The sequence below is a fragment of the Stenotrophomonas sp. genome (assembly GCF_032061965.1).
Lineage (GTDB): Bacteria > Pseudomonadota > Gammaproteobacteria > Xanthomonadales > Xanthomonadaceae > Stenotrophomonas.
This window is the reverse complement of the sequence record NZ_DAMBEF010000030.1, coordinates 19324-43273: the sequence shown is the minus strand read 5'-3', so window position 1 is coordinate 43273 and position 23950 is coordinate 19324. Positions and strand designations below refer to the sequence as shown.

Here is a 23950-nt window from a genome sequence, read left to right as displayed (position 1 = left end):
CGCGCACTATCGGCTCCGGGCGGTCCTTGCCGAGCATGGCTCGGCACTACAGGCAGACCGTTGTAGCCCGGGCAAGCGCAGCGCACCCGGGGCTTGTCTCGGGTGCGCGCACTATCGGCTCCGGGCGGTCCTTGCCGAGCATGGCTCGGCACTACAGGCACACCGTTGTAGCCCGGGTAAGCGAAGCGCACCCGGGGCCTTGGACACTGCTCAGCCCAGCAGGGTTTCCAGCACCGCCATGCGCACGGCAACGCCGTTGGCGACCTGGCGCAGCACCCAGGACTGCGGGCCATCGGCTACTTCGTCGGTGACTTCCACGCCGCGGTTGATCGGGCCCGGGTGCAGCACGGCCGCATCCTTGGCAGCACGTTTCAGACGCTCGCTGGTGAGGCCGTAATCGGCGTGATACTGCTCCAGCGACGGCACCAGCCCTTCTTCCATGCGCTCGCGCTGCAAGCGCAGCATCATCAGCGCATCGGCGCCTTCCAGCATGGCGTCGAAATCCTCGCCAACCACGCAGCCCTTGATGATGTCGTCGTCGGGCAGCAGTGACTGCGGGCCGCAGACGCGGATTTCGCCCACGCCCAGCGTGCGCATCGCCAGCAGGTCGGTGCGGGCGACACGCGAATGCTTCACGTCGCCAACGATCACCACCTTCAGCTTGGAAAAGTCCGGGCCCTTGGCCTGGCGCAGGGTCAGCATGTCCAGCAGGCCTTGGGTGGGGTGCGCGCTGCGGCCATCACCCGCGTTGATGAGCGCTGTGCCCTCGCCGGCCACAGCGGCCAGCTCGGCGACCGCACCATCGTCCGGGTGGCGGATCACAAAACCACGCACGCCCATCGCTTCCAGGTTCTTCAGCGTGTCGCAGGCGGTCTCGCCCTTGCGGGTGGATGAAGTGGAAGCATCGAAATTCAACACATCCGCGCCCAGCCGCTGCGCGGCCAACTGGAACGAGCTACGGGTGCGGGTGGAGGGTTCGAAGAACAAGGTGCACACCGCCGTACCGGCCAGCACGCCGCGCTTGTTGCTGATGCGGCCGACGGCGGCATCACGGATCTGCCCAGCACGGTCCAACAACTGCAGCAGACTCTCACGGGGCAACCCATCCAGGGTCAGCAGGTGGCGCAGGCGTCCTTGGTCATCGAGTTGCGAAGCAGTCATGGCGAGGTCTTCGGGAGTCAGGAAATGGGGGTGGCTTCGTGCGGTGCGGACAACCAACGCTCGATGATGACCGCAGCGGCCACGGCATCGAGATTGGCGGCATCACGACGGCGCTTGCGGCCTTCGGCGCGTTCCACGGCAAAGCGCTGTGCCGCTTCCACCGAGCTGGAGCGCTCGTCGACCAGCAACACCGGCACCTTGTAGCGCTGCTGCAACTGCCTGGCAAAGGCATGCGCGCGCTTGCGGTTGGGCTGGTCGTCGCCTTCCAGGGTGAGCGGATCGCCGACGATCATGCCTTGCGGGCGCCATTCCTTGTGCAGGCGGTCCAGCGCATTCCAGTCAGGGCCATTGCCGTGGACATCGACCACCGCGATGGCGCGTGCGCCGACACCCAGCGAACTGCCAATGGCAACGCCGATCCGGCGCGAGCCAACGTCGAAGCCGAGCACGGTGCTGTCGGTGGAAAGCGTTGCCGGTTCAGGCATGACCGCTGTACCCGGTAAGGCGGAACAGATCCACACCAATGCGCGAGGCCGCCAGCTGCCAGCGTTCATCCAATGGCGTACTGAACAGGACGGCGGCATCGGCGGGTACGGTCAGCCAGCTGTTCTCGGCCAGTTCCTGTTCCATCTGCCCCGCCCCCCAGCCGGCGCAGCCCAGCGTGACCAGGGCATTGCGCGGACCTTCGCCACGCGCCATCGCCTCAAGGATGTCGCGCGAGGTAGTCAGGAACAGGCCTTCCGCCACCTTCAGGCTGGAATCCCAGCCGCGGGCATCGTCATGGATCACGAAGCCACGTTCGGTATGCACGGGGCCACCGTTGAGCACCGGCACCGCGCGCAGGTCGGCATCATCGGTAGCGATGTCCATCTGTGCGAACACATCGCCCAGGGTGAAATCGGAAGCCTGGTTGACCACCACGCCCATTGCGCCGTTGTCATCGTGCTGGCAGATCAGCGCGACGCTGCGCGCGAACAAGGGGTCGACCAGCGATGGCAGGGCCACCAGCAGGTGATTGGCAAGAGGTGGCGACAGCGCAGACATGTCGCCATTCTAACGGCTGCGGCCGTTCACGGCTTGCCCGGTGATAATCGTCCTACTTCCCACTCGGCGGCCACCATGTCCAGCTACTGTGATTTCGCACCGGGCCACCCGGTACATGCGCACTACCACGCCAATGAATATGGGTTTCCGCAACGCGAGGAACACGAGCTGTTCGAACGCCTGCTGCTGGAGATCAACCAGGCCGGGCTGAGCTGGGAAACCATCCTGCGCAAGCGCGAGGGGTTCCGCGCCGCCTACAGCGGTTTCGACGTGGACGCGGTGGCCGCCTACGGCGATGCAGATATTGCGCGACTCATGGCCGACGCCGCCATCATCCGCAACCGGCTCAAGGTATTGGCCGCCATTCACAACGCGCAGGTGATCCAGGGCCTGCGCGCCTCGCACGGTGGGTTCGCGCAATGGCTGGATGCGCATCACCCATTATCCAAGGCCGACTGGGTAAAGCTGTTCAAGAAGACCTTTCGCTTCACCGGCGGCGAGATCACCGGCGAGTTTTTGATGAGCCTGGGTTATCTGCCGGGAGCGCACCGGGAGGATTGCCCGGTGATGGTGCGAATTGCGGCGATTGGGCCCGCGTGGATGGCGCGGTAGGGATTCCGGGTTTCGGGAAAGTCCTGGATCCGGCGCAGCTGCCTATCTGGCCAGGTACTTGGCGGTCCTGCTGCCTGAGTAAGCGGAGCACATCCGGGATGCAGGGACTTTGCAGATCTTTCAGGCCCTCCAGCCAGAAGCTGTGCGGGCGCGCGCCAACTTGTTGAGAGCCAGGGCCAGGGCCAAAACCAAAGCCAAAGCCAAAGCACCCCTCCCCGGCCCTCCCCTTCGCTGCGCGAAAGGGAGGGGGAAGAGCGGCTTCTGCTTGGGATTCCAATTGAGCTTGGGCTTGGGCTTGGGCTTGAGCTTGAGCTTGGGCTTGGGCTTGGGCTTGGGCTTGAGCGTGTGCTTGCGCAGGCTCTGCTTTTGCTCTGCTCTGGCCCCTCCCTTTCGCGCAGCGAAGGGGAGGGTTCGGGTGGGGTGCTGTTGATCTTGTTCCCGCCTTTCCCCAACCCTCACCTCCAACAAAAAAGCCGCCCCATCAAGGAGCGGCTCTTCAAACCTGCACGTTCGCCAGAATCAGCGGACCTCGGCAATCTCCACACCGTCCAAACCCTGCGACAAGGTGCGTGCATCGCCGCCCTGCGACAGCTTGATGCGCAGTCGCACTTCATTCTGCGAGTCGGCGTAACGCAGTGCGTCGTCGTAGCTGATCTCGCCAGCCTGGTACAGCTCGAACAGGCTCTGGTCGAAGGTCTTCATGCCCAGCTGCACCGAGTCCTTCATCACTTCCTTGAGCTTGTGCACTTCGCCGTCGCGGATGTAGTCCTGCACCAGCGGCGTGCCCAACAGGATTTCCATCGCCACGCGGCGGCTCTTGCCATCCGGGGTCGGTACCAGCTGCTGTGCAACCACGCCCTTCAGGTTCAACGACAAGTCCATCAGCAACTGGTTGCGACGGTCTTCCGGGAAGAAGTTGATGATGCGGTCCATCGCCTGGTTGGCGTTGTTGGCATGCAGCGTTGCCAGCACCAGGTGACCGGTCTCGGCGAAGGCGACGGCATGATCCATGCCTTCGCGGGTACGGATTTCGCCGATCATGATCACGTCCGGCGCCTGGCGCAGGGTGTTCTTCAGCGCCGCTTCCCAGCTGTCGGTATCGATGCCGACTTCACGCTGGGTGACGATGCAGCCTTCGTGCTTGTGCACGAATTCGATCGGGTCTTCGATCGTGATGATGTGGCCGGTGGAGTTCTGGTTGCGGTAGCCGATCATCGCTGCCAGCGAGGTCGACTTACCGGTACCGGTCGCACCGACAAACAGGATGATGCCGCGCTTGGTCATGGCCAGCGTCTTGATCACCGGCGGCAGGCTCAGCTCTTCAACGGTGGGAATGCGCGTCTCGATACGACGCAGCACCATGCCCACCTGGTTGCGCTGGTAGAAGCAGCTGACGCGGAACCGGCCCACGCCGGCCACGCCGATGGCGAAGTTGCATTCGTGGGTCTTTTCAAACTCTTCGCGCTGCGATGGCGTCATCACGTTGAGCACCATGTCGCGGCTTTGCTGCGCGGTCAGCGGGGTCTGCGTGATCGGCGCGATCTTGCCGTTGACCTTCATCGACGGCGCCATGCCGGCGGTGATGAACAGGTCCGACGCCTTCTGGTGCGCCATCAGTTTGAGGAACGAGGTGAAGTCGATAGTGCTCATGGGTGGCTCCCTTGGGGAGACGGGATGCGGCATCCGAGATTGGGGATTCCTCCCACTTCTCGGCCCCTGCATCCCGGCCCCTGCAAATGTCTAATCCCGAATTTCCAATCCCGAATGCCGGCACTTACTCGAACAGACGCTTGTCCTTGGCGTATTCCTTGGCCTGGTTGCGGGTGATCAGGCTGCGCTTGACCAGATCCTGCAGGTTCTGGTCCAGCGTCTGCATGCCCACCTGCTGACCGGTCTGGATGGACGAGTACATCTGCGCCACCTTGTCTTCGCGGATCAGGTTGCGGATGGCTGGCGTGGCCACCATGATCTCGTGCGATGCGATACGGCCACCGCCCACCTTCTTCAGCAGCGCCTGCGAGATGACCGCACGCAGCGACTCGGACAACATCGAGCGCACCATCGGCTTTTCGCCGGCCGGGAACACGTCGATGATACGGTCGATGGTCTTGGCCGCCGAGCTGGTATGCAGGGTGCCGAACACCAGGTGACCGGTTTCCGCCGCGGTCAGCGCCAGGCGGATGGTTTCCAGGTCACGCAATTCGCCGACCAGGATGATGTCCGGGTCTTCACGCAGTGCCGAGCGCAGTGCTTCGTTGAAGCCGTGCGTGTCACGGTGCACTTCGCGCTGGTTGATCAGGCACTTCTGCGAAGTGTGCACGAATTCGATCGGATCCTCGACGGTGAGGATGTGGCCGTATTCGTTCTTGTTGATGTGGTCGATCATCGCCGCCAGCGTGGTCGACTTGCCCGAGCCGGTCGGGCCGGTCACCAGGATCAGACCCTGCGGCTGCTCGATCAGCTGGCGGAAGATCGGTGGGCAGCCCAGGTCTTCGAGCGTCAGCACTTCCGAGGGAATGGTACGGAACACCGCACCGGCGCCGCGGTTCTGGTTGAACGCGTTGACACGGAAGCGTGCCAGCGAGGGAATCTCGAACGAGAAGTCGACCTCGAGGAACTCTTCGTAATCACGACGCTGCTTGTCCGACATGATGTCGTACACCAGCGCATGCACCTGCTTGTGGTCCAGCGCTGGAATGTTGATGCGGCGCACGTCGCCGTCCACACGGATCATCGGCGGCAAGCCGGCCGACAGGTGGAGGTCCGAGGCCTTGTTCTTGACCGAAAAGGCCAAAAGTTCTGCGATATCCATACGTCGCTGTGTCCCCTGCGTTGCGAGTATCTGGAAGGTGTTTCCCCTGCCGGGCAGTATAGCCTTCCCGTGTAGGAGGTAGATATTTTGCAAACCGTGCCTTTGGCCACACTCCAGCAGCAGATCGACGCCGCCGCCGACCCCGGCCGGGCGGTACGCCTGCTGGCCGTCTCCAAGCTGCAGCCGGCCAGTGCGGTGGCCGCCCTGGCCGCCCAGGGCCAACGCGCGTTTGGCGAGAATTACGTGCAGGAAGCCGCCGCCAAGGCCGCCGAGCTGGCCCCGCTGGGCCTGGAATGGCACCTGATCGGCCACCTGCAGTCGAACAAGGCCGATGTGGCCGCGCGCAGCTTCGACTGGGTGCAGACCGTGGACCGGGCCAAGCTGGTGGACGCCCTGGCCCGCCATCGCCCGGCCGAGCGCGGGCCGCTCAACGTGCTGATCCAGGTCAACATCGACGATGAGGACAGCAAGCACGGCTGCCAGCCCGGGGAGGTTCCGGCACTGGTCCAGGCCATCAGCGTGCAGCCCTTGCTGCGCCTGCGCGGGCTGATGGCCATCCCGGCCCCCTTCCCCGAGCCCACGCGGCGCATGGCCGCCTTTGCTCGGATGAAGGCCTTGTACGACACGCTGGCGGCCGAGCACCCGCAGGTCGATACACTCTCCATGGGCATGAGCGCAGATTTTGCCGAGGCTATTGCCGCCGGCTCCACCATGGTCCGTGTCGGCAGCGCCCTGTTCGGGCAACGCCCCACCCCCTGATCGCGATCGAGGCTTGAACAATGAGCACCACCCCGCACACCGAACTTCCCGATACCGACATCGCCTTCATCGGCGGCGGCAACATGGCCCGCAGCCTGATCGCCGGGCTGGTGCGGCGCGGCATGCCCGCCGCGCGCCTGCACGTGGCCGAGCCGGTGGCAGCATTGCGCGAGGCACTGCAGCAGGACTTCGCGGTCAACACTTACGATCAGGCTGCGCAGGCCGCCAGCAAGGCCGGGCTGTGGCTGATGGCGGTCAAGCCGCAGGTGATGCGCGAGGTCTGCGCCAGTCTGGCCAATGCCGCGGCCGCACAGCAGCCGGTGGTGGTGTCCATTGCCGCCGGCATCACCGCCGGTCAGCTGGAGCGCTGGCTGGGTGGCAACCAGGCCGTGGTCCGTGCCATGCCCAATACCCCCGCCCTGCTCGGCGCCGGTGTCACCGGCCTGTTCGCCAACGCCCGCGTCACCCCGGCGCAGCGCGCGCAGGCCGACCAGGTGCTGAGCAGCGCCGGCCGCACGGTCTGGATCGACGATGAGGCGCAGATGGATGCCGTCACTGCGGTCTCCGGCAGCGGCCCTGCCTATGTGTTCCTGCTGGCCGAAGCGATGGAAGCCGCCGCCCTGGCCCAGGGCTTGCCGGCCGACGCTGCGCGCACGCTTGTACTGGACACCGTGCTGGGTGCCGCGCGCATGCTGACCGAAGCCGGTGAAGCCCCGGCTGAGCTGCGGCGGCGGGTGACCTCGCCCAACGGCACCACCCAGGCCGCGATTGAAACCTTCCAGGCCGGTGGCCTGGAAGCGCTCACCGCGCGTGCCATCGATGCTGCAGCCCGCCGCGGTGGCGAACTGTCCGCCGCCAACGACTGATCCCACCCGCCAACGCTCCAGGAGCCCGACATGCCCCGTCTGCAGATGCTGTTGCCCGTTGCCCTGATCGCGTTGGCGGGCTGCACCGCGCAGGAAGCCCCGCGCAAGGCCGAGCTGGTGCAGGCCCAGCCGGGCTATACCGACCTGGGCGGGCTGCGGGTGCACTACAACCTGCTGCCCACCCTGGCGATGAACGACGCCGTCGCGCGCAGCTACGGCGTTGAACGACAACCGGACCGCGCACTGCTGGTGGTGGCACTGCGGCAACTGGCCGCAGGCGACGAGCTGCCATCCACCGGCACCGTGCAGGCCAGTGCCACCGACCTGTCCGGCAAACGTCAGACCGTGCAGCTAAGGCCTGTGCAAACCGGCGCCTACACCGATCTGATCGGCGAACTGGATGCGCATGCGCGTGATCAGCTGCGGATAGAACTGCAGGTGGCCAGCGCAACCGGCGCTGGCAATGTGCAATTCAAGCGGAATTTCTGAATCACCACCAAACCTGGAAACCCGATTTATCGCGTGGTTGGCGGCCCTTATCGACCGCACTCAAACGCCTGAGCGGGTGCTTGATTCCTGTTGCAAATCAATCCGCTAAGCAGCTGCTGGGATGAATTGGCACACTTCCTGCCTATTCATGAAGACGGCCATGCGCCCTTCCAAAGTCAAATTGACAGGAAAACAACGCAAACCATACTGGCGCCCTTTCAGCGTTTGCGTCCGCGTCCAAACGATGCGGTCCGTATCCGGAAAGGCCTCATGACCTCCCCTGCTCCCTCCGTAATACCTCCATTGCTGCAGCTGCAAGGCTGGGGCATGCGTCGTGGTCGCCGTACCGTATTGGCCAGCGTGGATCTGGCGCTCGACGGCGCGGGTTGCGTGGTACTGATGGGGCCGGCAGGCACCGGCAAATCCAGCCTGCTGCAGGCCATGTCTGGCCAACACAGCGCCCATGGCGAGCACTGGGGCCAGCTGCTTTATCAGGGTCAGCCGCTCGAAGCGGCGCAGCTTCCGCCTGCATTGGTGCAGCAACAGCCCCGTGACCTGGGTTTCAGCGTGCTGGAAAACCTCAGTGCGGCGCTGCGCCAACATCACGCCAGCAGCCAAGCCGTACAACGTCAGCAGATCGAGCAGCGCCTGCACGCACTGGGCGCCCATGCGCTGCTGGAGAAACTGCAGCAACGGGTGATCGACCTGCCGCGTGCATTGGCCCGACAACTGGCCATCGTGCGCGCCGCCTTCAGTGGCAGCCCGCTGTTGTTGATCGATGAGCCCACCAGTGAGCTTGAGGCGGACGATGCCGAACAGGTGTTGCAGCTGATCCAGCGCCTGGCGCAGGACCACGCCTGTCTGGTCATCCTCCATCACCAGGGGCAGGCCCGCCGCATCGCCAAGCGCGTGGTGCTGCTGGCCGGTGGCCAGGTGCAGGTGGATGCAGCGGTTGAGGACTTCTTCGCCAACCGCGACCAGCACCCGGTGCTGGCGCAGTTCCTGCGTACCGGCAGTTGCCACGTGCCGGCGCCCGATGCGCGCGCTGAAGAACTCGCCGAAGGCGTGCTTGCTCCCACGCAGGCGCCACCGCCGAACGAACCGCTGGTTGCCGAAACCGCCGTTGCCCGCCCGATGCCGGCACCGGTAAGCCTGGCCGCCACGCCCGCGCGGCGCGGCCCCAATGGCTTCCATTGGCTGGTACCCGGCAAGCTGGCCGGCTGCCCGATGCCCGGCGTCGTGTTCGCTGCCGACCATGATCTGGCCCTGCTACGCGGCATGGGGGTCACCGTGCTGGTCAACCTGACCGAGCGCGAGACACCGGCTGAACTGCTGGCACCGCACGGCCTGCGCAGCTACCACCTGGGCATTGTCGACCGTGGTGCGCCACCGCTGCTGTGGGCCAAGCTGCTGCTGGCCAAGATCGAAGTGATGTTGCGCGAAGGCGAAGTGGTCGCCGTGCACTGCCTCGCCGGGCTGGGCCGCACCGGCATGGTGCTGGCGGCCTGGCTGGTACGCGAAGGGCTCACCGCTGACGAAGCACTGCGTCGCCTGCGCACCATCGAGCCAGGCTTCGTGCAATCCAAAGAGCAGGAAGACCTGCTGCACGCGCTGGAAGAAAACCTGCTTATCCGCGCCTGCGATTGACCCCATCCAATCCCCGATGCCAGGCCGCAGCGCGGCCTGCTCGTCGTTGACTATTCCCCTCCCCCCAAGGAACCCCCTTATGTCACTGGACAGCACCCTGCAGCAATCCGTCGCCTCCATTCCCGAATGCGTGGCCGCCGGCTACGTCGATATCAGCTCCGGCATGCTGCTGGCCGTACGCACCGTGGATTCGCACCCACGCGAAGTGCTGGACCTGGTGGCCGCTGCCACCGCCGATCTGTACCAGGGCCCGAACATCCGCAGCATCGAGCAGATGTTCCGCCGCGCACGCGGTCTGGAAGAACAGGAAGGCGCGCACTACTTCCAGGAAATCATCGTCAACAGTGAAAACCTGATCCACATCTTCATGCGCGGCAAGCGCTACCCGGACTATGTGATGGTGTTCGTCTGCCGCCGCACCGCCAACCTGGGCATGGCGCTGACCAAGTCGCGCCTGGCCATGCCCGGCATCGAAGCGGAAATCTGAAACAACGAAGGCCACCGCAAGGTGGCCTTCCTGTTTCACCTGTAGTGCCGAGCCATGCTCGGCAGAGGCTCTACCCGCCCCACCTGTAGTGCCGAGCCATGCTCGGCAGAGGCTCTACCAGCCCCACCTGTAGTGCCAAGCCATGCTCGGCAGGGACGTTATCGGCAAGGCCTCTGCCGAGCATGGCTCGGCACTACATCGGCCCATCAGTGCGCTGGCCTTGCCGCTCAGTGCTTGGCTTCCACGCCTTCCACTTCATGCAGGTCCTGGCGCAGGATGCGCCGCACTTCCAGCACTGCCTCCGGCGTTTCCTGCACGCTGTGGCCGGACACGATCACCTTCTCCGACAACGCCCCCTCCAGGTGTGCGCTCCAATACGGCACCAGCCCATCATCCGATTCCGGCGTCGGCACTTCCGCTTTGCGTTTGGCGATGATGGAGTGGTATTTCAGGCCCGGCACGATCGGCAGGCCCGACGATGCCTTGATGAATGGATCGCTGGCTTTCAGGTTGTCGATGCTGTTGGTTACCACCGGTTCCTTGGGCTTCTTGCCATCGGTTTCACCAGGATCCTGCAGCGCCATGAATGCATCACCGAACGCGCCAAGAATGGTCAACGGCAAACGTACCAGCCGGCCAATCAAGCGGCCCAACCGATTGCCCGCCGCGTCAGTGCCCTTGTGCGGCGCAGCCAGGAAGATGGCCCGCTCCACATTCGGCTGCGGGGTGAAATGCAGCACCGGGCCAAGCTTGGCTTCTACGCGTGCCAACCGCTCGCCCTGCAGGTTGTAGCGCTGGCGGATGTTGTTCCACAGCACCTCGCCCGAGTCACTGAGCATCAGCCGCGCGATCACCCCGCCCATGCTGTGCCCAATGAACACCATGTCATGCGATGCCGCCGCGGTACCGTTGGGGTCGAAGTGGCGCAAGGTGCCATTGAATGCCTTGCTGACGGTGTAGCGGTTCAAGGCAATCGGTGCATTGGTCGGGTAATAGACCGACCACACCTGGTAGTGCTCGCGCATCTCCGGGTCGCCCATGATTTCGTTGGCAAGGTTCACCCAGGCTTCCGGGCTGCTGGCCAGGCCATGCAGCATGAAGATGATGCGGCGGTTGGGGTCATACGGTTGCATCAGGTAGATGTGTGGCTCGCGAATGCCCTCGCCCCGCCCGAACAGAGTGCGCAACGATTCGGTCGCAAAGCCCGACTGCGCCAGCCACAAGCCGTATGCCGCGGTGAAGTTGGCCGCCAGCGGCACTTCCTGCCCGCGCAGGTTGATGCTGCTGGTCTGGTCGGGGGAATACGCCTCCAGGCGGATATCCCGGGTGGCCAGCACCTGTTCCAGCGTGTCGCCGCTGAAGTGCAGCAAGGAGGTGGCATTGATTGCCGGCATCTCGCTATAGACCGGCAGATCAGGCGTGCCCTCTTCCAGCTCCACCGCCTGTGCCAGCACCGGCGCATCCATCACTACCACCAGCTCGGCACCGAAACCATCGCGTCGATAAGAGCTGCGCAGGCCGGCAAAACTTACTGAAGACGCGGCCACCAATTGCTTGGGAATGCCCTCCAGCTTGAGCTGGTCGAACTGGGTGCTGATGGTCCAGCGATCCACCTGCACCGGACGGGTGATGTCGGCCCCTTCCTTGGCGCGCTCCAGCGTGCGCTGGAAGACCACCGAAGAAGCCTGCTCGGCAGCGTAGTTGTAGTAATCGCGCACCTGGGTAAGCCGATCTTCCAACGCGCGCTGTGCCGGGCTGCGACCGCTGAAGAACAGGTAGGCATAGGAATAGCGCGCTGTTTCCAGCCAGGCATCCAGGGCCGCCGTCGACAGTTGCACCGGCTCGTTGCCCTTGGGCTTGGGGGTGGCCGCCAAGGCTTCCTGCATCCACAGCTCAGCCAAGGTGGACAGGCGTTGCTCGGACTGCAGGCCCTCGGTGGTGGTCACGGTCTGGCGGCAGGCCGGCAGGTCCTTGCTGCAGTCGCTTTCCGTCAGGCCAATTACCGACAGCGCTTCCTGCGACAAGGCACTGAGCTTGCCGGTGCTGAGCACGTCGCCACGCTTCTGCATGACGTAGTCGGTGTTGCTCACCGCCTTCATCTTGACCATCGCGCAGCCGCTGGAAAGCAACAGCGCCATCACCGCAATCACCGGCAGCAGCCGGCGCGTCCATGTCTGCGGATCGGATTTCATCGGGGGATTCCTTGCGGGGAAATACCGGGCACGCCTGCGCGTATCCGGGCGGAGAAGTCACTTACGTCACCGGCCTCGCGGGCACGCAGGGTGATGCGCCCGGCCTGCTGCAGCTCTGCCATCGGCACGCCCGGGGTGAGGCCACCCACATCCTGCGCGTACTCGGCCAGATAGCCGGACGCCAGCAGCCGGTAGTCCAACGGCAGCTTGGGCTGGATGCGTCGCATCAGCTCGAACACCACCGTGGTGCAGTTGCTGGTGAGCGTATTGTAGAAACGCGGCGCCCGTTCCAGCTGCTGCGCGCGGTCGACATAGAAATGCAGCAGCTCACGCATCTTGGCCGGGCTCAGCCCCTGCAGCCGGTACAGATAGACATCCTCGCCACGCGCATTGCTGCGCGTCAGCACGATGTCGCGCTCATCCGCGGCCACCAGCACCGACTCGAACTTGCGGAAGAAGCCACCGAGCGCCGAGAACGACTCGCCCTGCTCCTTGCGGATCTCCAGCGAGAACACCAGCTGGCGGCCATCGGCAAAGCCGAACGACACCAACGTGTGGGCAATGGCCGGCCCCATCCAGTAGGACAGGATCATGTCCACCGACTGCACCTGCGACAGATCGTATTCGCGTGGTTCCCAGCGCACGTCGTAGTCGGTCTCGCTACGCCAATGGAAGTTGCGCACGTTGTCGATGATCAGCCGGTCGCCTTCGATGCGCGCATGCAGCGGCTGCGCAACGTCATCGGCCCAGACCCGGTCCTGCTGCGGCCGGATCGTGGCCCACCAGATCAGCATCACGCAGAACAGGCCGGCAAACACCGCCAGCGAATGCCAGCGCCGCACCGGCCCAAAGCCCGCGCGCACCGCCCAGATGCTGGGCACGCACCACACCAGGATCGCCACGACCTTGGCCACCACGTTGCCCGGGAACTGGTACCACAGCGCGAACCCGCCCCAGATACCTATGCCAAGGCACAGCAATGCCAACAGGACCCGACCGACGCCACGCAGCACGCTGAGCAGGCGTCGCTTCCCTTCATTGACCACTTCACTCTCCTGAATTACCACACGGCCCGGCCGCCAACGGCCACCGGCACCCTCTCAAAATGAATGGGTCGCCAGCGACCCGCGGCAAAGATAGCCTGCCGGACGTGGAAAGCGGAGTGAAACGGGAAAAAACCTCGCCGGGAAGCCCCCGTGTTTACCCACTGGTGGGCCGCGCATGCCTTCACCGCGCGAACCACCGTAGCCCGGGTAAGCGCAGCGCACCCGGGGCGGTTGGCGGATGATTTGAAAAACCCACCGTTCCGTCTTCCCGGGTGCGCTGCGCTTACCCGGCTACAGCACTACGGGCGTGGGAAGATTGGCTGCCGCCCTGGCACGCCGGCAACCAGGGCGCCAGATCAAGCCCGCACGCATCAGCAGCTAGGCTGGTTTGCCTTGCTGCTCGGGTGTCTCGGTATGCGCTGCGGCCAACCACTTGCCGTCGCGCTTGACCCAGGTGGTGCTGTCGAAACAGGTCATCTCCTGCGGCTTGCCTTTCATTTCGAAACGCTGCCTGACCTTGTAAGTGGCAACCGCCACATTGTCGGCGGGGAAGATCACCTGCGCGTCGGAGAATGAAAAGCCGGTGATACGGGCATCGCCCTGCTCGGCCATCTTCATGTACTCGGCTGGACCAAAATGGTGGATTCCGTACATTGCGACCATCGCGGCCCTCTCTGGAAGCATCGCTGCGGCCTTGGCCGGCTGCTGATCCAGCATCGACTGCCAGAAGTCGGTTTCCAGTTGCATGATCTCGGCACTGGTGGTCATGGCACCCTCCGCACAGAAAACCAGCCTCAAAGCTCGCACATGCCCTGTTGGCCGCGCGTGGAGTTTGCCGGTCTTTTCCGCTAACCCGGTGCCGAGCCGCGCGTTCAGCCAGCGCCGGGGCCGTGACTGCGCTGAATCCGTCATACCTGCCTGCGACAAACGCGGAACAGCCGACATTCATACCCCTGATGCATGCAGGGAATCGGCACGTTCGCGCACCGCCTGCAGGTCCGTGAGCAGCAGTTGGTAAGCCTGTTCGCGTCGGGAGCCTTCGGCTTGCCGCAGCACCCACGCCGGATGCACGCTGATCCTCGTGCTCACACCGGTCTCTGTGCTGAGCCATTGCCCGCGCAGCGTTGAGAACGCCATCTTCTTTCCAAGCAGCGCGCCGGTAGCGGTGGCGCCCAGGCAAACGATCAACGACGGCGACTGCAGCGCCAACTCACGCTGCAACCAATGCTGGCATGCCTCCACGTGCAACTGCGCAGGCGTCTTGTGCAGCCTGAGCTTGCCTTGTCGTACAAAGCGGAAATGCTTCACCGCATTGGTCAGGTATATCGCCGAACGCTCAATGCCTGCGTCGGCGAGTGCCCGCTCCAACAACCGCCCAGCCGGGCCGACGAAGGGGCGGCCGACAATATCTTCCTCGTCGCCCGGCTGCTCGCCGATCACCATGATGCGCGCCCTGTCGGGGCCGTCGCCAACCACGGCTTGGCTTGCCTCGCTCCACAACGGACATGCACGACAGTCCTGCACGGCGCGGTTGAGCGCCGCCATTGCGTTGCTGTCCGTGGCCGGTGTTGCGGCAACCCGCGGTTGCGGAATTTTCCGTCGCGGCGCCTGCGGTGCACGCTCGGCCATCTCGCGTACCCGCGCGCCCGCGTTCTGCACCAGCCCGGGCAACAGGCGCGCCTCGGGCAGGTTCTTCCAGTACTTGGCCGGCATTTCCTGCTGCATCATCCGCGTGTTCAATCGCGCCGGATTGAAGATGCTTGCGTAGTAGGCAGCCCAGAGTTCCTCCTGGGCATCGTCGGCCGGCGCGTCCGCCTTCTGCGCTCCCCCGCCGAAATGCAGCGCCTCGCCATCCCAGCGTGCGCTGCGATACGGCGTGAGCACATGCCAGCGCATCCCGGCGAACCGACGCGCGAAAAAAGGGGCAACCCGATCGACGATGAAATGGTCCGGTTCAAACCAGGCAACAAAATCGTCTTCATCGACACCTGCTTGCCGGAAGCGGACAAAGGCTTTCATCTTGTGCGTATCGCGGCGCACCTCCTGCGCCAGCGCCGTGGCCTGCAGCACCTGCGCATCGGCGGGGTTGCCCAGCAGCTCGCGTTCGCCGCCCAGCAAGCGCCACAGCAATTGATAGAGCAGCGCGAAACGCGCCTCGCTGCGATGGCAGAGCACCACCTGCGCCAACTCGACAAATGCCTTGGTGACGCGCGGCGGTGCCTTGACCTCGGCCGCGCCCAGCACCGATGGTGCGGCAAACAAGGAAGCATCGGCGCCGCCTGACCAGTCCAACGCAGCGGGCGGCACCTGCGCCTGCCAGGCATGGCGCGCCAACTGGCGCCATGCATCGAAGTCCCACGCAGGCATCACGGTAGCCGACCAACGCTGCATGACTAGTCGAACAGGCCCGCCTGCTTGGGCGGCGGCGCCAGACGCGCGCGCAACGCACCGGGATCGTCCAGCTCACGGCCGGGCTGGTGATCGGCGACCTCCACAAACGGCAGTATCTTGGTCAGCGGCGCTCGCAGCCGCGCCAGATCCTGCACGCGCAGCTTGTTGAACCGCCGCGCCATCAACACACGCTTGACGTTGCGCACGCCCAAGCCGGGCACACGCAGCAGCATGGCCTTGGGTGCCGTATTGAGATTCACCGGGAAGGCCTGCGGGTTGCGCAGCGCCCAGGACATCTTCGGGTCGATATCCAGGTCAAGCATGCCGCCACCATCGGTACCACCGATTTCCTCCACCTTGAACTCGTAGAAGCGCAGCAACCAGTCCGCCTGATATAGACGGTGCTCACGCACCAGCGGCGGTGGCTGCAAGGGCAGCCTGGACGAGGCATCCGGGATGGGACTGAACGCGGAGTAGTAGACACGCTTGAGATGGAAATTGCCGTACAGATTGTCAGCCGTGGACAGGATGGCGCGGTCATCAGCGCCATCGGCGCCGACGATCATCTGCGTGCTCTGCCCAGCGGGCGCAAAGCGCGGCGAGCTGGCTTTCCGGCGCCGGGGCGCGCCCGCTGCGATCACGCTCGTAAGCTTCTTCGCCTCCTTGGCGGCCTGCTTGCCTTCCTCGATGCGCCAGCGCAACTGCCCCATCGATGAGCGGATCTGCGGCAGGCTCTTTTCCGGGGCCAGCGAGGACAAGCCACGCTCGGTGGGCAATTCCACATTGATCGACAAGCGGTCGGCATGCCGTCCCGCCGCCGCAATCAATTCCGGCGATGCATCCGGCAAGGTCTTCAGGTGAATGTAGCCGGCAAACTGGTGGTCCTCGCGCAGGCAACGCGCGACTTCGACCAGTTGCTCCATCGTGTAGTCGCTGTTGCGGATGATGCCGCTGGAAAGGAACAGGCCTTCAATGTAGTTGCGCTTGTAGAAATCCAGCGTCAACTGCACCACTTCCTCCACACTGAAGCGCGCCCGCTGCACATTGCTGGACACCCGGTTCACGCAGTAAACGCAGTCGTAGATGCAGAAGTTGGTCAGCAGTATCTTCAGCAGCGACACGCAGCGGCCATCGGGCGTATAGCTGTGACAGATGCCCATGCCTTCGGTACTGCCAACCCCTTTGCTGCCGACCGAGTTGCGCTTGCCTGCACCACTGGACGCGCACGACGCATCGTATTTGGCAGCGTCGGCCAGCACCGAGAGTTTTTTGAGCGTATCCACGCCGCAATCCTCTCAAAGGCGCGTCTCATGTATTGAGAACGAACCGTTACCCCAAACTTCACAACGCTAAACGCACGTCAAGACGACAGCCGCACGTCGTCGCCGCATAAACAGGATTTCTCGCCATTTATACGTGGCCACTCCCAGGCTGGCAGCACCCACCGGAGACCGCTCATGAACGCACCAAGCCAGGCTGAACAACAGGACAAACTGGTCAAGCTCATCAAGAAGTTCGGCACCGCCATGCTGACCACGCGCAGTAGCGATGGCCTGCGTTCGCGGCCAATGACACCACTGGGTGACGACTTCGATGGTGGCTTCTGGTTTGCGACCGAGATCGACAACGCCGCGGTCAAGGATATCCAGGCCAATCCCGAGGTGAATGTGGGTTTCATGCACGAGGGTGACAACCACTTCATTTCGGTCGCCGGGCGCGGCAGCGTCAGCCAGGATCGCGCCCAGCTGGCCCGGCTGTGGTCCGCCCCCATGGACGCCTTCTTCAAGGGCGGCAAGGACGACCCGCGCGTCTGTCTGATCCGCATCGACGCCCAGCACGCCGACTATTGGGACGGCCCGGGCAACCTACTGACCAAACTGGTGTTTTTCGCGACGGTAGCGACCACCGGCAACCATGAAGCACTCAGCGAGACCGGCTCGGTAAATCTCTGAGCCAACGGCGTGCGGCAACCATGATGTGGTTGCCGCACGCAGCGCAGAGCATGCGCCCCGCAATCAAGCTGTAGTCACCGTAGCCCGCGAAAGCGCACCGCCCCCTCGCGACGGGTGAGCGCTCTGAAAGATCACCGGCCCCCAATCTGCCGAGTGCGCTGGGCCTATCCTGACGACGCCACTGCGTAAAGGCCGCGGATCACACCCTGCGAAACCCGGTGTTCCGTCACACAGCCGCGTTGAAAAAAGCTTATGGTGCAGGAGCGCCCTTTGCGCTGGATGTAACGATGAAACACGAAGACGCACGAGCGGATTTGGATGAATTCGCTGCAGAGATGATGGAGTCGTCCCAGGCATGGACCCACACAAAGCGGCTGGACACGCTGCGCTCCTTGGAGATCCTTTCAAAGAAGGCCCTGCGCGCGATCGCCGGCCTTCCGAACGAAGCCGAGCAACGCAACGACATAGCAGCGCTGCAGGACGGGATAAAGCGCATGCTGGCGGCTACCGAGCGGCGCGAGGCGGTCGAATAGCAGTTTCGGTTTTGATGCAATTGCTGCCAGATTGTTTATCGACCAGCGCGCGCCGAAACTTCCAAGCCAGGCTATTGAAGTAAAACTACCCTGCTTCGGCTTCTTACAGACGGGGCTTGGAAATCTGACTCCAGTAATTCGACTCTGACCCCTGTTTCAGTAATTCGACTCTGACCCCTGTTTCAGACCCCTGCTTCACGCCCATCTTCTGCACCCAGATGTGACGCGCCCCGCCGAGTAAATGCTACCTAGCCGCAGGTCTCAATGAGTAATGAAAATCGACCGGAAACGATGCGAACATCACCTAGATATACAGTTATTCGAGAGCCTTCGCTGTCTTCGCTGGTCAGTCGTTAGGGTCGTTCTCGGGTTTAAGAATGGTCGCAAACCTCTCCACCTGATACACATCGGCCATAAATCTGTTACCGCCAGAAATTCGCGCAGTATCAATTAGCAGCACGTAGCGCCCCCTCAGCTCATCAATACTCGCTAGCCCAAAATTTTCGATTATCGCGGGATGGATAGAGCTTGGCAGGAACAGCCTGAGGGAATCCAAATTGTAAGCAGGGGGACTGTTAATCCACAGGCCGCGCCCATTCCAATCATCCAACGTATGCACAAGGCCCCAAAATCCACGCAGATGACCAACGTGTTCTTCCCTGCTTGCATCCCTAACGCGCGAGAAGAACGTGTGTACAGGAACCAGCTCTCCACTCGGGAGGCGCATGTTCACGGAAGACGTTTTGAAGGTAGGCCAGTTGACCAATTGACGAAGCAAGTTCGTTGCTCCACGTTGAATGGTCGAACCAAATGCCGGACCGGTTCTGGCATACCGGTGGCCCCCTTGGCCTGGCGTCCTTACGCGAGCGGTTGAATCATCAGGTTCAGTGGCATCTTCAGCACCATCGATGGCCAAGACAATAACATTTTCATTCGCCTCCCACCGAGCAACCTCTTCATCACCTGGCTCTGGCCAAGGCGAATCAGACAACACCGCCTCGGGACAGCCAGAGACATGTCTTGCTGCAAAACACGCGGCATTTCCATTCGTGCTTCTCCGGCGAAAATGCGCCGGACCATGACATGTTCTACATACGAGCTGCCCCCGTAGCAAATCTCGTTCGGAGGGTTGCAACAGCTCGACCTGAGCCGCACCGAGATCACTTCCGTCTATCGTAAGCAATGCAAACTGCACCCCCCACCTCCTTGACGTCTAGATCCGATCCTTCAGGTCCCGTAGAGACACAGCGCCAACTGAAAGGAAGGTCGCTCACCCACGACCATTGCATGTCTTACGGCTTAATCGACGCCGCTACGGCTTTGAAGATGTCTGCCAATGCTTTCACGAGTTCAACAGACGGAGTCTTCACCGCCGCTCCCGATTCCTCCTGGCCCCCACCTCCAATCATCTTGACCATCGCCAAGCTAAGAGAAAGTGGTATAGCCGCGAGCAGCACAAGAGACACACCTAGGAACACCAGCACATGCCACTGCCAGCTCTCGTTGGCCGCCTTGATGGCATCGACCAGATACGTCCCAAAAAATAGCTTGCAGAAAGCAGCAAGAAGCAGTGCGAAGAAGGCCGCAACCACGAGCCCAACAAATGCAAACGCCCACCACCGCTTACTTCTATTTGCGGCTACGTTCTTCTCGAGCTCCCTTTTCATTCCATCGGGAGTTAAATCTGGATCGATTTTCCCCGGGTCGCCGTTCGCCGGTGCGGGGGGCTTTACAGCCCCTTCATCCTTAGCTGAATCAGTGATAGTACTGGCTTCCGCCGAACCACCTTCTTCAGCAATTGGCGTCGACGGCTTTGCGCTCGCTCTTGAATCGCCGCTCTTGGGCTTGGTCCCGCGTCCTTGATTCATAGTGCCCTTCCTTATGCGCGCGAATCTTCTTCTGGTAGAACTTCTGAATGTCCGCATCGGGGATGACAGCATTCTTCCGAGCATGCCCTCCCTCGTCGTTCCAAACCTTCCACCATGGCGATCCCTTCATATGCGTCATTTCAGAGAGTTTAATTCCTCCGAAATGGCTGTACCCCTCCCAAACACTATCGAGCAAGCTCACCACCTTCGGGTCCTCAACCGTTGAGGGCCCCGCCCATGGGAAGAAAGAAGTGCTCAAACGATCGGTCACTGCTGAGCTCCCATAGTGCTTGATCGAACGGTACAGACTCTTGATCACTGGACCGTACTGCCAAGCCTCGACAGGTTCGTTGATTAGTGGCTCACCACGGAACCCGAGATGCCAGCCATGCGCGATATACACCAGCTTGAGGAGTTGCATAGGCGTAACCGCCCGCACCTCACGCGACGCTTTGTCGATGAAATAGTTGGCAATGGTGGCTGGCGAATACGTCATGTCAGTCACTCCAGGGGAGGTAGTCAGGAGGCCACAGGCCATGTTCTGCAGACTCGGCAACGCAAGCATTTGCTAAGCGCTATGCGAAGCAATTGTACATCCGCCCCGGCAGGGGCGCTATACCACATCTTGCGATTAAGTCAACGGACCAACCACAAGGGATGAGAGGGAGGTTGGGGTACTTTGAAGCAAACACCAGCCCCGCGCTTACGACCAGCTGGCGCGCCTGAAATCACCGCCCACCGAACGAAGTGGACGATCCCCACTTCAAAATGCCCCCTTCCGGATGCTTCTGTGCACTGCACGCCTTTGTAAGGCAGCGAGCTCATCGCTTCGCTGTTACCGTGCACTTACGAAAAAACCGGCTTTCGCCGGTTCTTCTGCAACACTTTGATTTATATGGTGGGCGGTACAGGGATCGAACCTGTGACCCTTGCCGTGTGAAGGCAATGCTCTACCGCTGAGCTAACCGCCCGTGTTGCGAGCCGCTCATTATAGGGGGCTGGGCGAACACGTCAACAATTTTCTTCACACGCACTACATCGTGTGGGTTGGCTTGTCCGAGCTGCTGGTGCCGGCCAACAAGGTCTCGATCTTGTTGCGCACGGCTTCGCCGTCAACGCCGTCAGCCAGCTGTACGCCGATGCCGGCCTGGCGGTTGCCCTGTGCGCCGAGCGGGGTCACCCACACGACTTTGCCGGCCACCGGCAGGCGCTCGCTGGAGTCCGGCAGGGTCAGCAGCAGGAATACCTCGTCGCCGAGGAAGTAACGCTTGGGTGTGGGCACGAAGACGCCACCGTTCTTCACGAACGGCATGTAGGCGCTGTACAGCGCCGCCTTGTCCTTGACCGCCAGCGAAAGGATGCCCTGGCGGGCGTTCATCGCACTCATCGAATAGTCCCCTTGGGTTGCACCTGGTTGGCCGCGCCCCAGGCCAGCAGCAGTTCCACCACGGCCAGATCGGCACGGACGGTGGTACGCAGCAGGTCCCGGGTACGGTTGGCGGCATCGAACCAGGCGGCCAGCTTGTTCAATCGTGCAGGATCGGTCAAGCCGTCTGCGGCTTTCTGCAGGGCCAGGTCCGCTGCGTGGCGCAGGCGCAGGTCGGCATGCTCGTCACCGGTCCAGCGCTGGGCGAGTTCCACGCTGCCGATCTTGCCGGCCAGCAACTGGCCCAGCTCGCTGGCAACCTGCCGGCGCAGGGCCATGCCCTCGCCCTGCAGCCAGCGGTCGGCCAGCGCGGGATGGCCGCGTGCGGCGTCCAGCGCCTCGCGGGCCACGCCTTCGGTATAGCCACGGGCCTGCAGCCAGGCCAGTGCTTCTTCGCGCGGTGGCAGGCGGAACTCCAACCGCTGGCAGCGGCTGCGGATGGTCTGCGGCAGGCGCGCGGGGTCAGCGCTGAGCAGCCACAGGTAGCGGCCCGGCGAGGGCTCCTCCAGCGTCTTGAGCAAGGCGTTGCAGGCTGAGCGATTGATCGCATCGGCCGGGTCCACGATCACTACCTGGGCCACGCCGTACTGCGGGGTAAGCGCCAGCTTCTGCGATATGTCACGGATCTGCTCGATCACGATCTCGGTGCGCAGCTTGTCGCCGGTCTTATTCGGAATGAACGACACCAGCTGCAGGTCCGGGTGGCTGCCGGCGGCAATCAGCTGGGCATTGCGCTGACGTGCGGCGGTATCGGCGCCGCTGTCCAGCACGTGCGCGGCCAGCGCCAGGGCGACGGCGCGCTTGCCCATGCCGGCCGGCCCACACAACAGCAGGCCATGGCCAAGGCGACCACCGTCCAGCGCCGCCACGGTCTGGTCAAAGGCGCGTTGCTGCCAAGGGGCGAAGGCCTCACTCATGCATCTGCTTCCTGTTCCAGCCATTCGGCAACGGCGCGGCGTACCTGTGCGGCAACGCCGGCCTGGTCCTGGCCGGCATCGATCAGGCGGAATCGCTGGGTGTCTTGTTGGGCACGCAGGCGGAACTGCTCGCGCACACGCTGGAAGAAGTCGTCCTGCTCGCTCTCGATGCGGTCCGGCCAGAGGTCGCGACCATTGGCGCGGGCGCGGCCGACGGCAACGTCCACGTCCAGCAGCAGGGTCAGGCCGGGCTGCAGGCCGACAGCGCGCTTTTCCAGCTCGGCGATCCATTGCAGGTCCAGGCCACGACCAGCGCCCTGGTAGGCGTAACTGGAATCGGTGAAGCGGTCGCTGATCACATAGGCGCCACGCTGCAAGGCGGGGCGGATCACCTGCCGCACATGCTGCGCGCGCGCCGCGAATACCAACAACAGCTCGGCTTCGGCCGACAACGGCTCGCCTGCGATTTCTTCGTCGGGCTTCAACACCAGGCCGCGGATGCGCTCGGCCAGCGGCGTACCGCCCGGCTCGCGGGTCAGCACCACCTCATGGCCACGCTCGCGCAGCAGGTCGCGGATGGCATTGATGGCGGTGGTCTTGCCTGCACCCTCGCCGCCTTCAAGGCTGACGAAATGCGGGTGCCGCAACAACGCTTGGTTCATTGTTCTACTGCCTCTTTCTTCTTGTCGCGCAGCCGCTGCAGGTATTGCGCGACGGCACTGTTGTGCTCGGTGTAGCTGGCCGAGAAAACATGCGCGCCGCTGCCATCGCCGACGGCGACGAAGTACAGCGCGTCCCCCGGCGCCGGCTTGGCGGCCGCGTGCAATGCATCGCGGCCAGGCATGGCGATCGGCGTCGGTGTCAGCCCGGCGCGGGTATAGGTGTTGTACGGCGTGTCGGTGGTCAGGTGCACCTTGCGGATGTTGCCGTCGTAGGCGCTGCCGATGCCGTAGATCACGGTCGGGTCGGTCTGCAGCCGCATCCCCATCTTCAGGCGGCGGGCGAATACGCCGGCGATCTGCGGCCGCTCGCTGGCCAGGCCGGTCTCCTTCTCGATGATGGAAGCCAGGATGAGCAGCTCGTAGGGCGACTTCAGCGGCAAGTCGGCGCTGCGCTCGTCCCAGGCAGCGGCCAGTTCCTTCTCCATGGCGGCATGGGCGCGCTTGAGTACGTCGACATCGCTGTCGCCGCGCTGATAGACGTAAGTCTCCGGCAGGAAGCGGCCTTCCGGGTGCTGGTCCGGGAAACCCAGCGCCGCCATCAGCTCGGTGTCGCTCATGTCGCTGGTCTTGTGCTCCAGCGGCTGGGCGCGCGCTACGGCGGCGCGCAGCTGGCGGATATTCCAACCCTCGACGATGGTGACCCGGTGCTGCAGCACTTTGCCTTGGCGCATGTTCTGCAACAGCTGGCGCGGGGTCAGTGCCGGGTCCAGCGCGTACTCGCCGACCTTCAGCTTGCCGGCGGCATCCAGCTGCCGTGCCAGCAGCTGCCATTGCACGTCCTCACCTTCGTCGACACCGGCCTGGCGCAGCTTGCGCAGCACGCTGTTGAACGAGTCGCCCGAGGCAATGCTCATGCTCTCGGCGGACGGCGTCAGCGGCGCATCGGCGAAGCTGCCCTGTCGCTGCCACAACCAGGCCGCACCTGCGCCAGCCAGGGCAAGCAGCAACAGCATCACCGCCAGCACCCACAGACATCCGCGCTTGGCACCCGCCATGGTCACCCCGTCTTCAAAGAACCGGTGCGCA

Annotated in this window: 25 protein-coding genes and 1 tRNA gene; 8 read left to right on the top strand and 18 right to left on the bottom strand. The window is 63.5% G+C overall.

Features of this window, described 5'->3' with window-relative positions; translation table 11 throughout:
* Window positions 1–210: 210 nt before the first annotated feature.
* Genes RT460_RS14730 through RT460_RS14720 form a run of 3 tightly spaced genes read right to left on the bottom strand, consistent with a single transcriptional unit; the run spans window position 211 to window position 2205 of the window.
* Window positions 211–1161 carry an aspartate carbamoyltransferase catalytic subunit gene (locus tag RT460_RS14730; protein ID WP_313319685.1) on the bottom strand — a complete coding sequence of 317 codons (951 nt, stop codon included), beginning with the start codon at window positions 1159–1161 and terminating at the stop codon, window positions 211–213.
* Between the two features lie 17 nt (window positions 1162–1178).
* On the bottom strand, window positions 1179–1646 hold the full coding sequence (gene ruvX, locus RT460_RS14725) for a Holliday junction resolvase RuvX (RefSeq protein WP_313319683.1): 468 nt from the start codon (window positions 1644–1646) through the stop codon (window positions 1179–1181).
* Window positions 1639–2205: a YqgE/AlgH family protein gene (locus RT460_RS14720; protein ID WP_313319681.1), complete on the bottom strand. Its 567-nt coding sequence runs from the start codon at window positions 2203–2205 to the stop codon at window positions 1639–1641. Before RT460_RS14720 ends, ruvX begins: the two co-directional genes overlap by 8 nt.
* 75 nt (window positions 2206–2280) lie before the next feature.
* Here RT460_RS14720 and RT460_RS14715 point away from each other — a divergent pair, with 75 nt between their 5' ends.
* A complete protein-coding gene (locus RT460_RS14715; protein ID WP_313319679.1) occupies window positions 2281–2817 on the top strand; it encodes a DNA-3-methyladenine glycosylase I in 537 nt (178 codons plus the stop codon).
* Between the two features lie 519 nt (window positions 2818–3336).
* Here RT460_RS14715 and RT460_RS14710 read toward each other — a convergent pair.
* Together RT460_RS14710 and RT460_RS14705 are read right to left on the bottom strand one after the other, a co-directional pair.
* The gene (locus RT460_RS14710; RefSeq protein ID WP_313319677.1) at window positions 3337–4467 is read right to left on the bottom strand and encodes a PilT/PilU family type 4a pilus ATPase; all 1131 of its coding nucleotides are present in this window, start codon (window positions 4465–4467) and stop codon (window positions 3337–3339) included.
* Window positions 4468–4591: 124 nt separating this feature from the next.
* Window positions 4592–5629 carry a type IV pilus twitching motility protein PilT gene (locus tag RT460_RS14705; RefSeq protein WP_293715678.1) on the bottom strand — a complete coding sequence of 346 codons (1038 nt, stop codon included), beginning with the start codon at window positions 5627–5629 and terminating at the stop codon, window positions 4592–4594.
* A gap of 96 nt (window positions 5630–5725) precedes the next feature.
* Here RT460_RS14705 and RT460_RS14700 point away from each other — a divergent pair, with 96 nt between their 5' ends.
* The 5 genes from RT460_RS14700 (at window position 5726) to RT460_RS14680 (ending at window position 9877) form a co-directional block, all read left to right on the top strand.
* The gene (locus RT460_RS14700; protein ID WP_313319690.1) at window positions 5726–6388 is read left to right on the top strand and encodes a YggS family pyridoxal phosphate-dependent enzyme; all 663 of its coding nucleotides are present in this window, start codon (window positions 5726–5728) and stop codon (window positions 6386–6388) included.
* Window positions 6389–6408: 20 nt separating this feature from the next.
* Window positions 6409–7254 carry a pyrroline-5-carboxylate reductase gene (gene proC, locus RT460_RS14695; protein ID WP_313319676.1) on the top strand — a complete coding sequence of 282 codons (846 nt, stop codon included), beginning with the start codon at window positions 6409–6411 and terminating at the stop codon, window positions 7252–7254.
* 30 nt (window positions 7255–7284) lie between these two features.
* Window positions 7285–7743 (top strand): DUF4426 domain-containing protein, encoded by a 459-nt coding sequence (locus RT460_RS14690; protein ID WP_313319675.1) that lies wholly within the window; start codon window positions 7285–7287, stop codon window positions 7741–7743.
* 270 nt (window positions 7744–8013) lie between these two features.
* Entirely contained in the window at window positions 8014–9390 is a 1377-nt protein-coding gene (locus RT460_RS14685; protein WP_313319673.1) for an ATP-binding cassette domain-containing protein, read from the top strand.
* A gap of 79 nt (window positions 9391–9469) precedes the next feature.
* A complete protein-coding gene (locus RT460_RS14680) occupies window positions 9470–9877 on the top strand; it encodes a hypothetical protein (protein ID WP_313319671.1) in 408 nt (135 codons plus the stop codon).
* Window positions 9878–10104: 227 nt separating this feature from the next.
* Here RT460_RS14680 and RT460_RS14675 read toward each other — a convergent pair whose 3' ends face one another.
* From RT460_RS14675 to RT460_RS14655, 5 genes are all read right to left on the bottom strand, one after another.
* The gene (locus RT460_RS14675) at window positions 10105–12069 is read right to left on the bottom strand and encodes an alpha/beta fold hydrolase (RefSeq protein ID WP_313319669.1); all 1965 of its coding nucleotides are present in this window, start codon (window positions 12067–12069) and stop codon (window positions 10105–10107) included.
* A complete protein-coding gene (locus RT460_RS14670; RefSeq protein ID WP_313319688.1) occupies window positions 12066–13046 on the bottom strand; it encodes a DUF4105 domain-containing protein in 981 nt (326 codons plus the stop codon). Before RT460_RS14670 ends, RT460_RS14675 begins: the two co-directional genes overlap by 4 nt.
* Window positions 13047–13493: 447 nt before the next feature.
* A complete protein-coding gene (locus RT460_RS14665; RefSeq protein WP_313319667.1) occupies window positions 13494–14060 on the bottom strand; it encodes a nuclear transport factor 2 family protein in 567 nt (188 codons plus the stop codon).
* Complete coding sequence (locus RT460_RS14660; RefSeq protein ID WP_313319665.1) at window positions 14061–15506, bottom strand: UdgX family uracil-DNA binding protein; 1446 nt, start codon at window positions 15504–15506, stop codon at window positions 14061–14063. It lies immediately after the preceding gene.
* A gap of 2 nt (window positions 15507–15508) precedes the next feature.
* A complete protein-coding gene (locus RT460_RS14655; protein WP_313319663.1) occupies window positions 15509–16789 on the bottom strand; it encodes a putative DNA modification/repair radical SAM protein in 1281 nt (426 codons plus the stop codon).
* A gap of 174 nt (window positions 16790–16963) precedes the next feature.
* Here RT460_RS14655 and RT460_RS14650 point away from each other — a divergent pair, with 174 nt between their 5' ends.
* Entirely contained in the window at window positions 16964–17458 is a 495-nt protein-coding gene (locus tag RT460_RS14650; RefSeq protein ID WP_313319661.1) for a pyridoxamine 5'-phosphate oxidase family protein, read from the top strand.
* Window positions 17459–17745: 287 nt separating this feature from the next.
* A complete protein-coding gene (locus RT460_RS14645) occupies window positions 17746–17991 on the top strand; it encodes a hypothetical protein (protein ID WP_313319659.1) in 246 nt (81 codons plus the stop codon).
* A 346-nt stretch (window positions 17992–18337) separates the two neighbouring features.
* On the opposite strand, the gene RT460_RS14640 is transcribed toward RT460_RS14645, so the two are convergent.
* From RT460_RS14640 to mltG, 8 genes are all read right to left on the bottom strand, one after another.
* Entirely contained in the window at window positions 18338–18982 is a 645-nt protein-coding gene (locus tag RT460_RS14640) for a hypothetical protein (RefSeq protein ID WP_313319657.1), read from the bottom strand.
* Window positions 18983–19283: 301 nt separating this feature from the next.
* Window positions 19284–19859 (bottom strand): hypothetical protein, encoded by a 576-nt coding sequence (locus RT460_RS14635; protein WP_313319655.1) that lies wholly within the window; start codon window positions 19857–19859, stop codon window positions 19284–19286.
* Window positions 19783–20355, bottom strand: coding sequence for a type II toxin-antitoxin system antitoxin SocA domain-containing protein (locus RT460_RS14630; RefSeq protein WP_313319653.1), 573 nt, complete (start codon window positions 20353–20355; stop codon window positions 19783–19785). The genes RT460_RS14635 and RT460_RS14630 overlap by 77 nt, the downstream gene beginning before the upstream one ends.
* 400 nt (window positions 20356–20755) lie before the next feature.
* A tRNA-Val gene (locus tag RT460_RS14625) sits at window positions 20756–20830 on the bottom strand.
* A gap of 62 nt (window positions 20831–20892) precedes the next feature.
* The gene (locus tag RT460_RS14620; RefSeq protein ID WP_313319651.1) at window positions 20893–21246 is read right to left on the bottom strand and encodes a PilZ domain-containing protein; all 354 of its coding nucleotides are present in this window, start codon (window positions 21244–21246) and stop codon (window positions 20893–20895) included.
* Window positions 21243–22202, bottom strand: coding sequence for a DNA polymerase III subunit delta' (locus tag RT460_RS14615; RefSeq protein WP_313319649.1), 960 nt, complete (start codon window positions 22200–22202; stop codon window positions 21243–21245). The genes RT460_RS14620 and RT460_RS14615 overlap by 4 nt, the downstream gene beginning before the upstream one ends.
* Entirely contained in the window at window positions 22199–22864 is a 666-nt protein-coding gene (gene tmk, locus RT460_RS14610) for a dTMP kinase (RefSeq protein WP_313319648.1), read from the bottom strand. The genes RT460_RS14615 and tmk overlap by 4 nt, the downstream gene beginning before the upstream one ends.
* Window positions 22861–23919 carry an endolytic transglycosylase MltG gene (gene mltG, locus RT460_RS14605; protein ID WP_313319647.1) on the bottom strand — a complete coding sequence of 353 codons (1059 nt, stop codon included), beginning with the start codon at window positions 23917–23919 and terminating at the stop codon, window positions 22861–22863. The genes tmk and mltG overlap by 4 nt, the downstream gene beginning before the upstream one ends.
* Between the last annotated feature and the right edge of the window lie 31 nt (window positions 23920–23950).

Bases quoted from the DNA above. Each gene is read 5' to 3' on its own strand.
- RT460_RS14730 (WP_313319685.1), bottom strand. From the start codon at position 1,161: ATGACTGCTTCGCAACTCGATGACCAAGGACGCCTGCGCCACCTGCTG.
- ruvX (WP_313319683.1), bottom strand. From the start codon at position 1,646: ATGCCTGAACCGGCAACGCTTTCCACCGACAGCACCGTGCTCGGCTTC.
- RT460_RS14720 (WP_313319681.1), bottom strand. From the start codon at position 2,205: ATGTCTGCGCTGTCGCCACCTCTTGCCAATCACCTGCTGGTGGCCCTG.
- RT460_RS14715 (WP_313319679.1), top strand. From the start codon at position 2,281: ATGTCCAGCTACTGTGATTTCGCACCGGGCCACCCGGTACATGCGCAC.
- RT460_RS14710 (WP_313319677.1), bottom strand. From the start codon at position 4,467: ATGAGCACTATCGACTTCACCTCGTTCCTCAAACTGATGGCGCACCAG.
- RT460_RS14705 (WP_293715678.1), bottom strand. From the start codon at position 5,629: ATGGATATCGCAGAACTTTTGGCCTTTTCGGTCAAGAACAAGGCCTCG.
- proC (WP_313319676.1), top strand. From the start codon at position 6,409: ATGAGCACCACCCCGCACACCGAACTTCCCGATACCGACATCGCCTTC.
- RT460_RS14690 (WP_313319675.1), top strand. From the start codon at position 7,285: ATGCCCCGTCTGCAGATGCTGTTGCCCGTTGCCCTGATCGCGTTGGCG.
- RT460_RS14685 (WP_313319673.1), top strand. From the start codon at position 8,014: ATGACCTCCCCTGCTCCCTCCGTAATACCTCCATTGCTGCAGCTGCAA.
- RT460_RS14680 (WP_313319671.1), top strand. From the start codon at position 9,470: ATGTCACTGGACAGCACCCTGCAGCAATCCGTCGCCTCCATTCCCGAA.
- RT460_RS14675 (WP_313319669.1), bottom strand. From the start codon at position 12,069: ATGAAATCCGATCCGCAGACATGGACGCGCCGGCTGCTGCCGGTGATT.
- RT460_RS14665 (WP_313319667.1), bottom strand. From the start codon at position 14,060: ATGTCGGCTGTTCCGCGTTTGTCGCAGGCAGGTATGACGGATTCAGCG.
- RT460_RS14660 (WP_313319665.1), bottom strand. From the start codon at position 15,506: ATGCAGCGTTGGTCGGCTACCGTGATGCCTGCGTGGGACTTCGATGCA.
- RT460_RS14650 (WP_313319661.1), top strand. From the start codon at position 16,964: ATGAACGCACCAAGCCAGGCTGAACAACAGGACAAACTGGTCAAGCTC.
- RT460_RS14645 (WP_313319659.1), top strand. From the start codon at position 17,746: ATGAAACACGAAGACGCACGAGCGGATTTGGATGAATTCGCTGCAGAG.
- RT460_RS14635 (WP_313319655.1), bottom strand. From the start codon at position 19,859: ATGAATCAAGGACGCGGGACCAAGCCCAAGAGCGGCGATTCAAGAGCG.
- RT460_RS14630 (WP_313319653.1), bottom strand. From the start codon at position 20,355: ATGACGTATTCGCCAGCCACCATTGCCAACTATTTCATCGACAAAGCG.
- RT460_RS14620 (WP_313319651.1), bottom strand. From the start codon at position 21,246: ATGAGTGCGATGAACGCCCGCCAGGGCATCCTTTCGCTGGCGGTCAAG.
- RT460_RS14615 (WP_313319649.1), bottom strand. From the start codon at position 22,202: ATGAGTGAGGCCTTCGCCCCTTGGCAGCAACGCGCCTTTGACCAGACC.
- tmk (WP_313319648.1), bottom strand. From the start codon at position 22,864: ATGAACCAAGCGTTGTTGCGGCACCCGCATTTCGTCAGCCTTGAAGGC.
- mltG (WP_313319647.1), bottom strand. From the start codon at position 23,919: ATGGCGGGTGCCAAGCGCGGATGTCTGTGGGTGCTGGCGGTGATGCTG.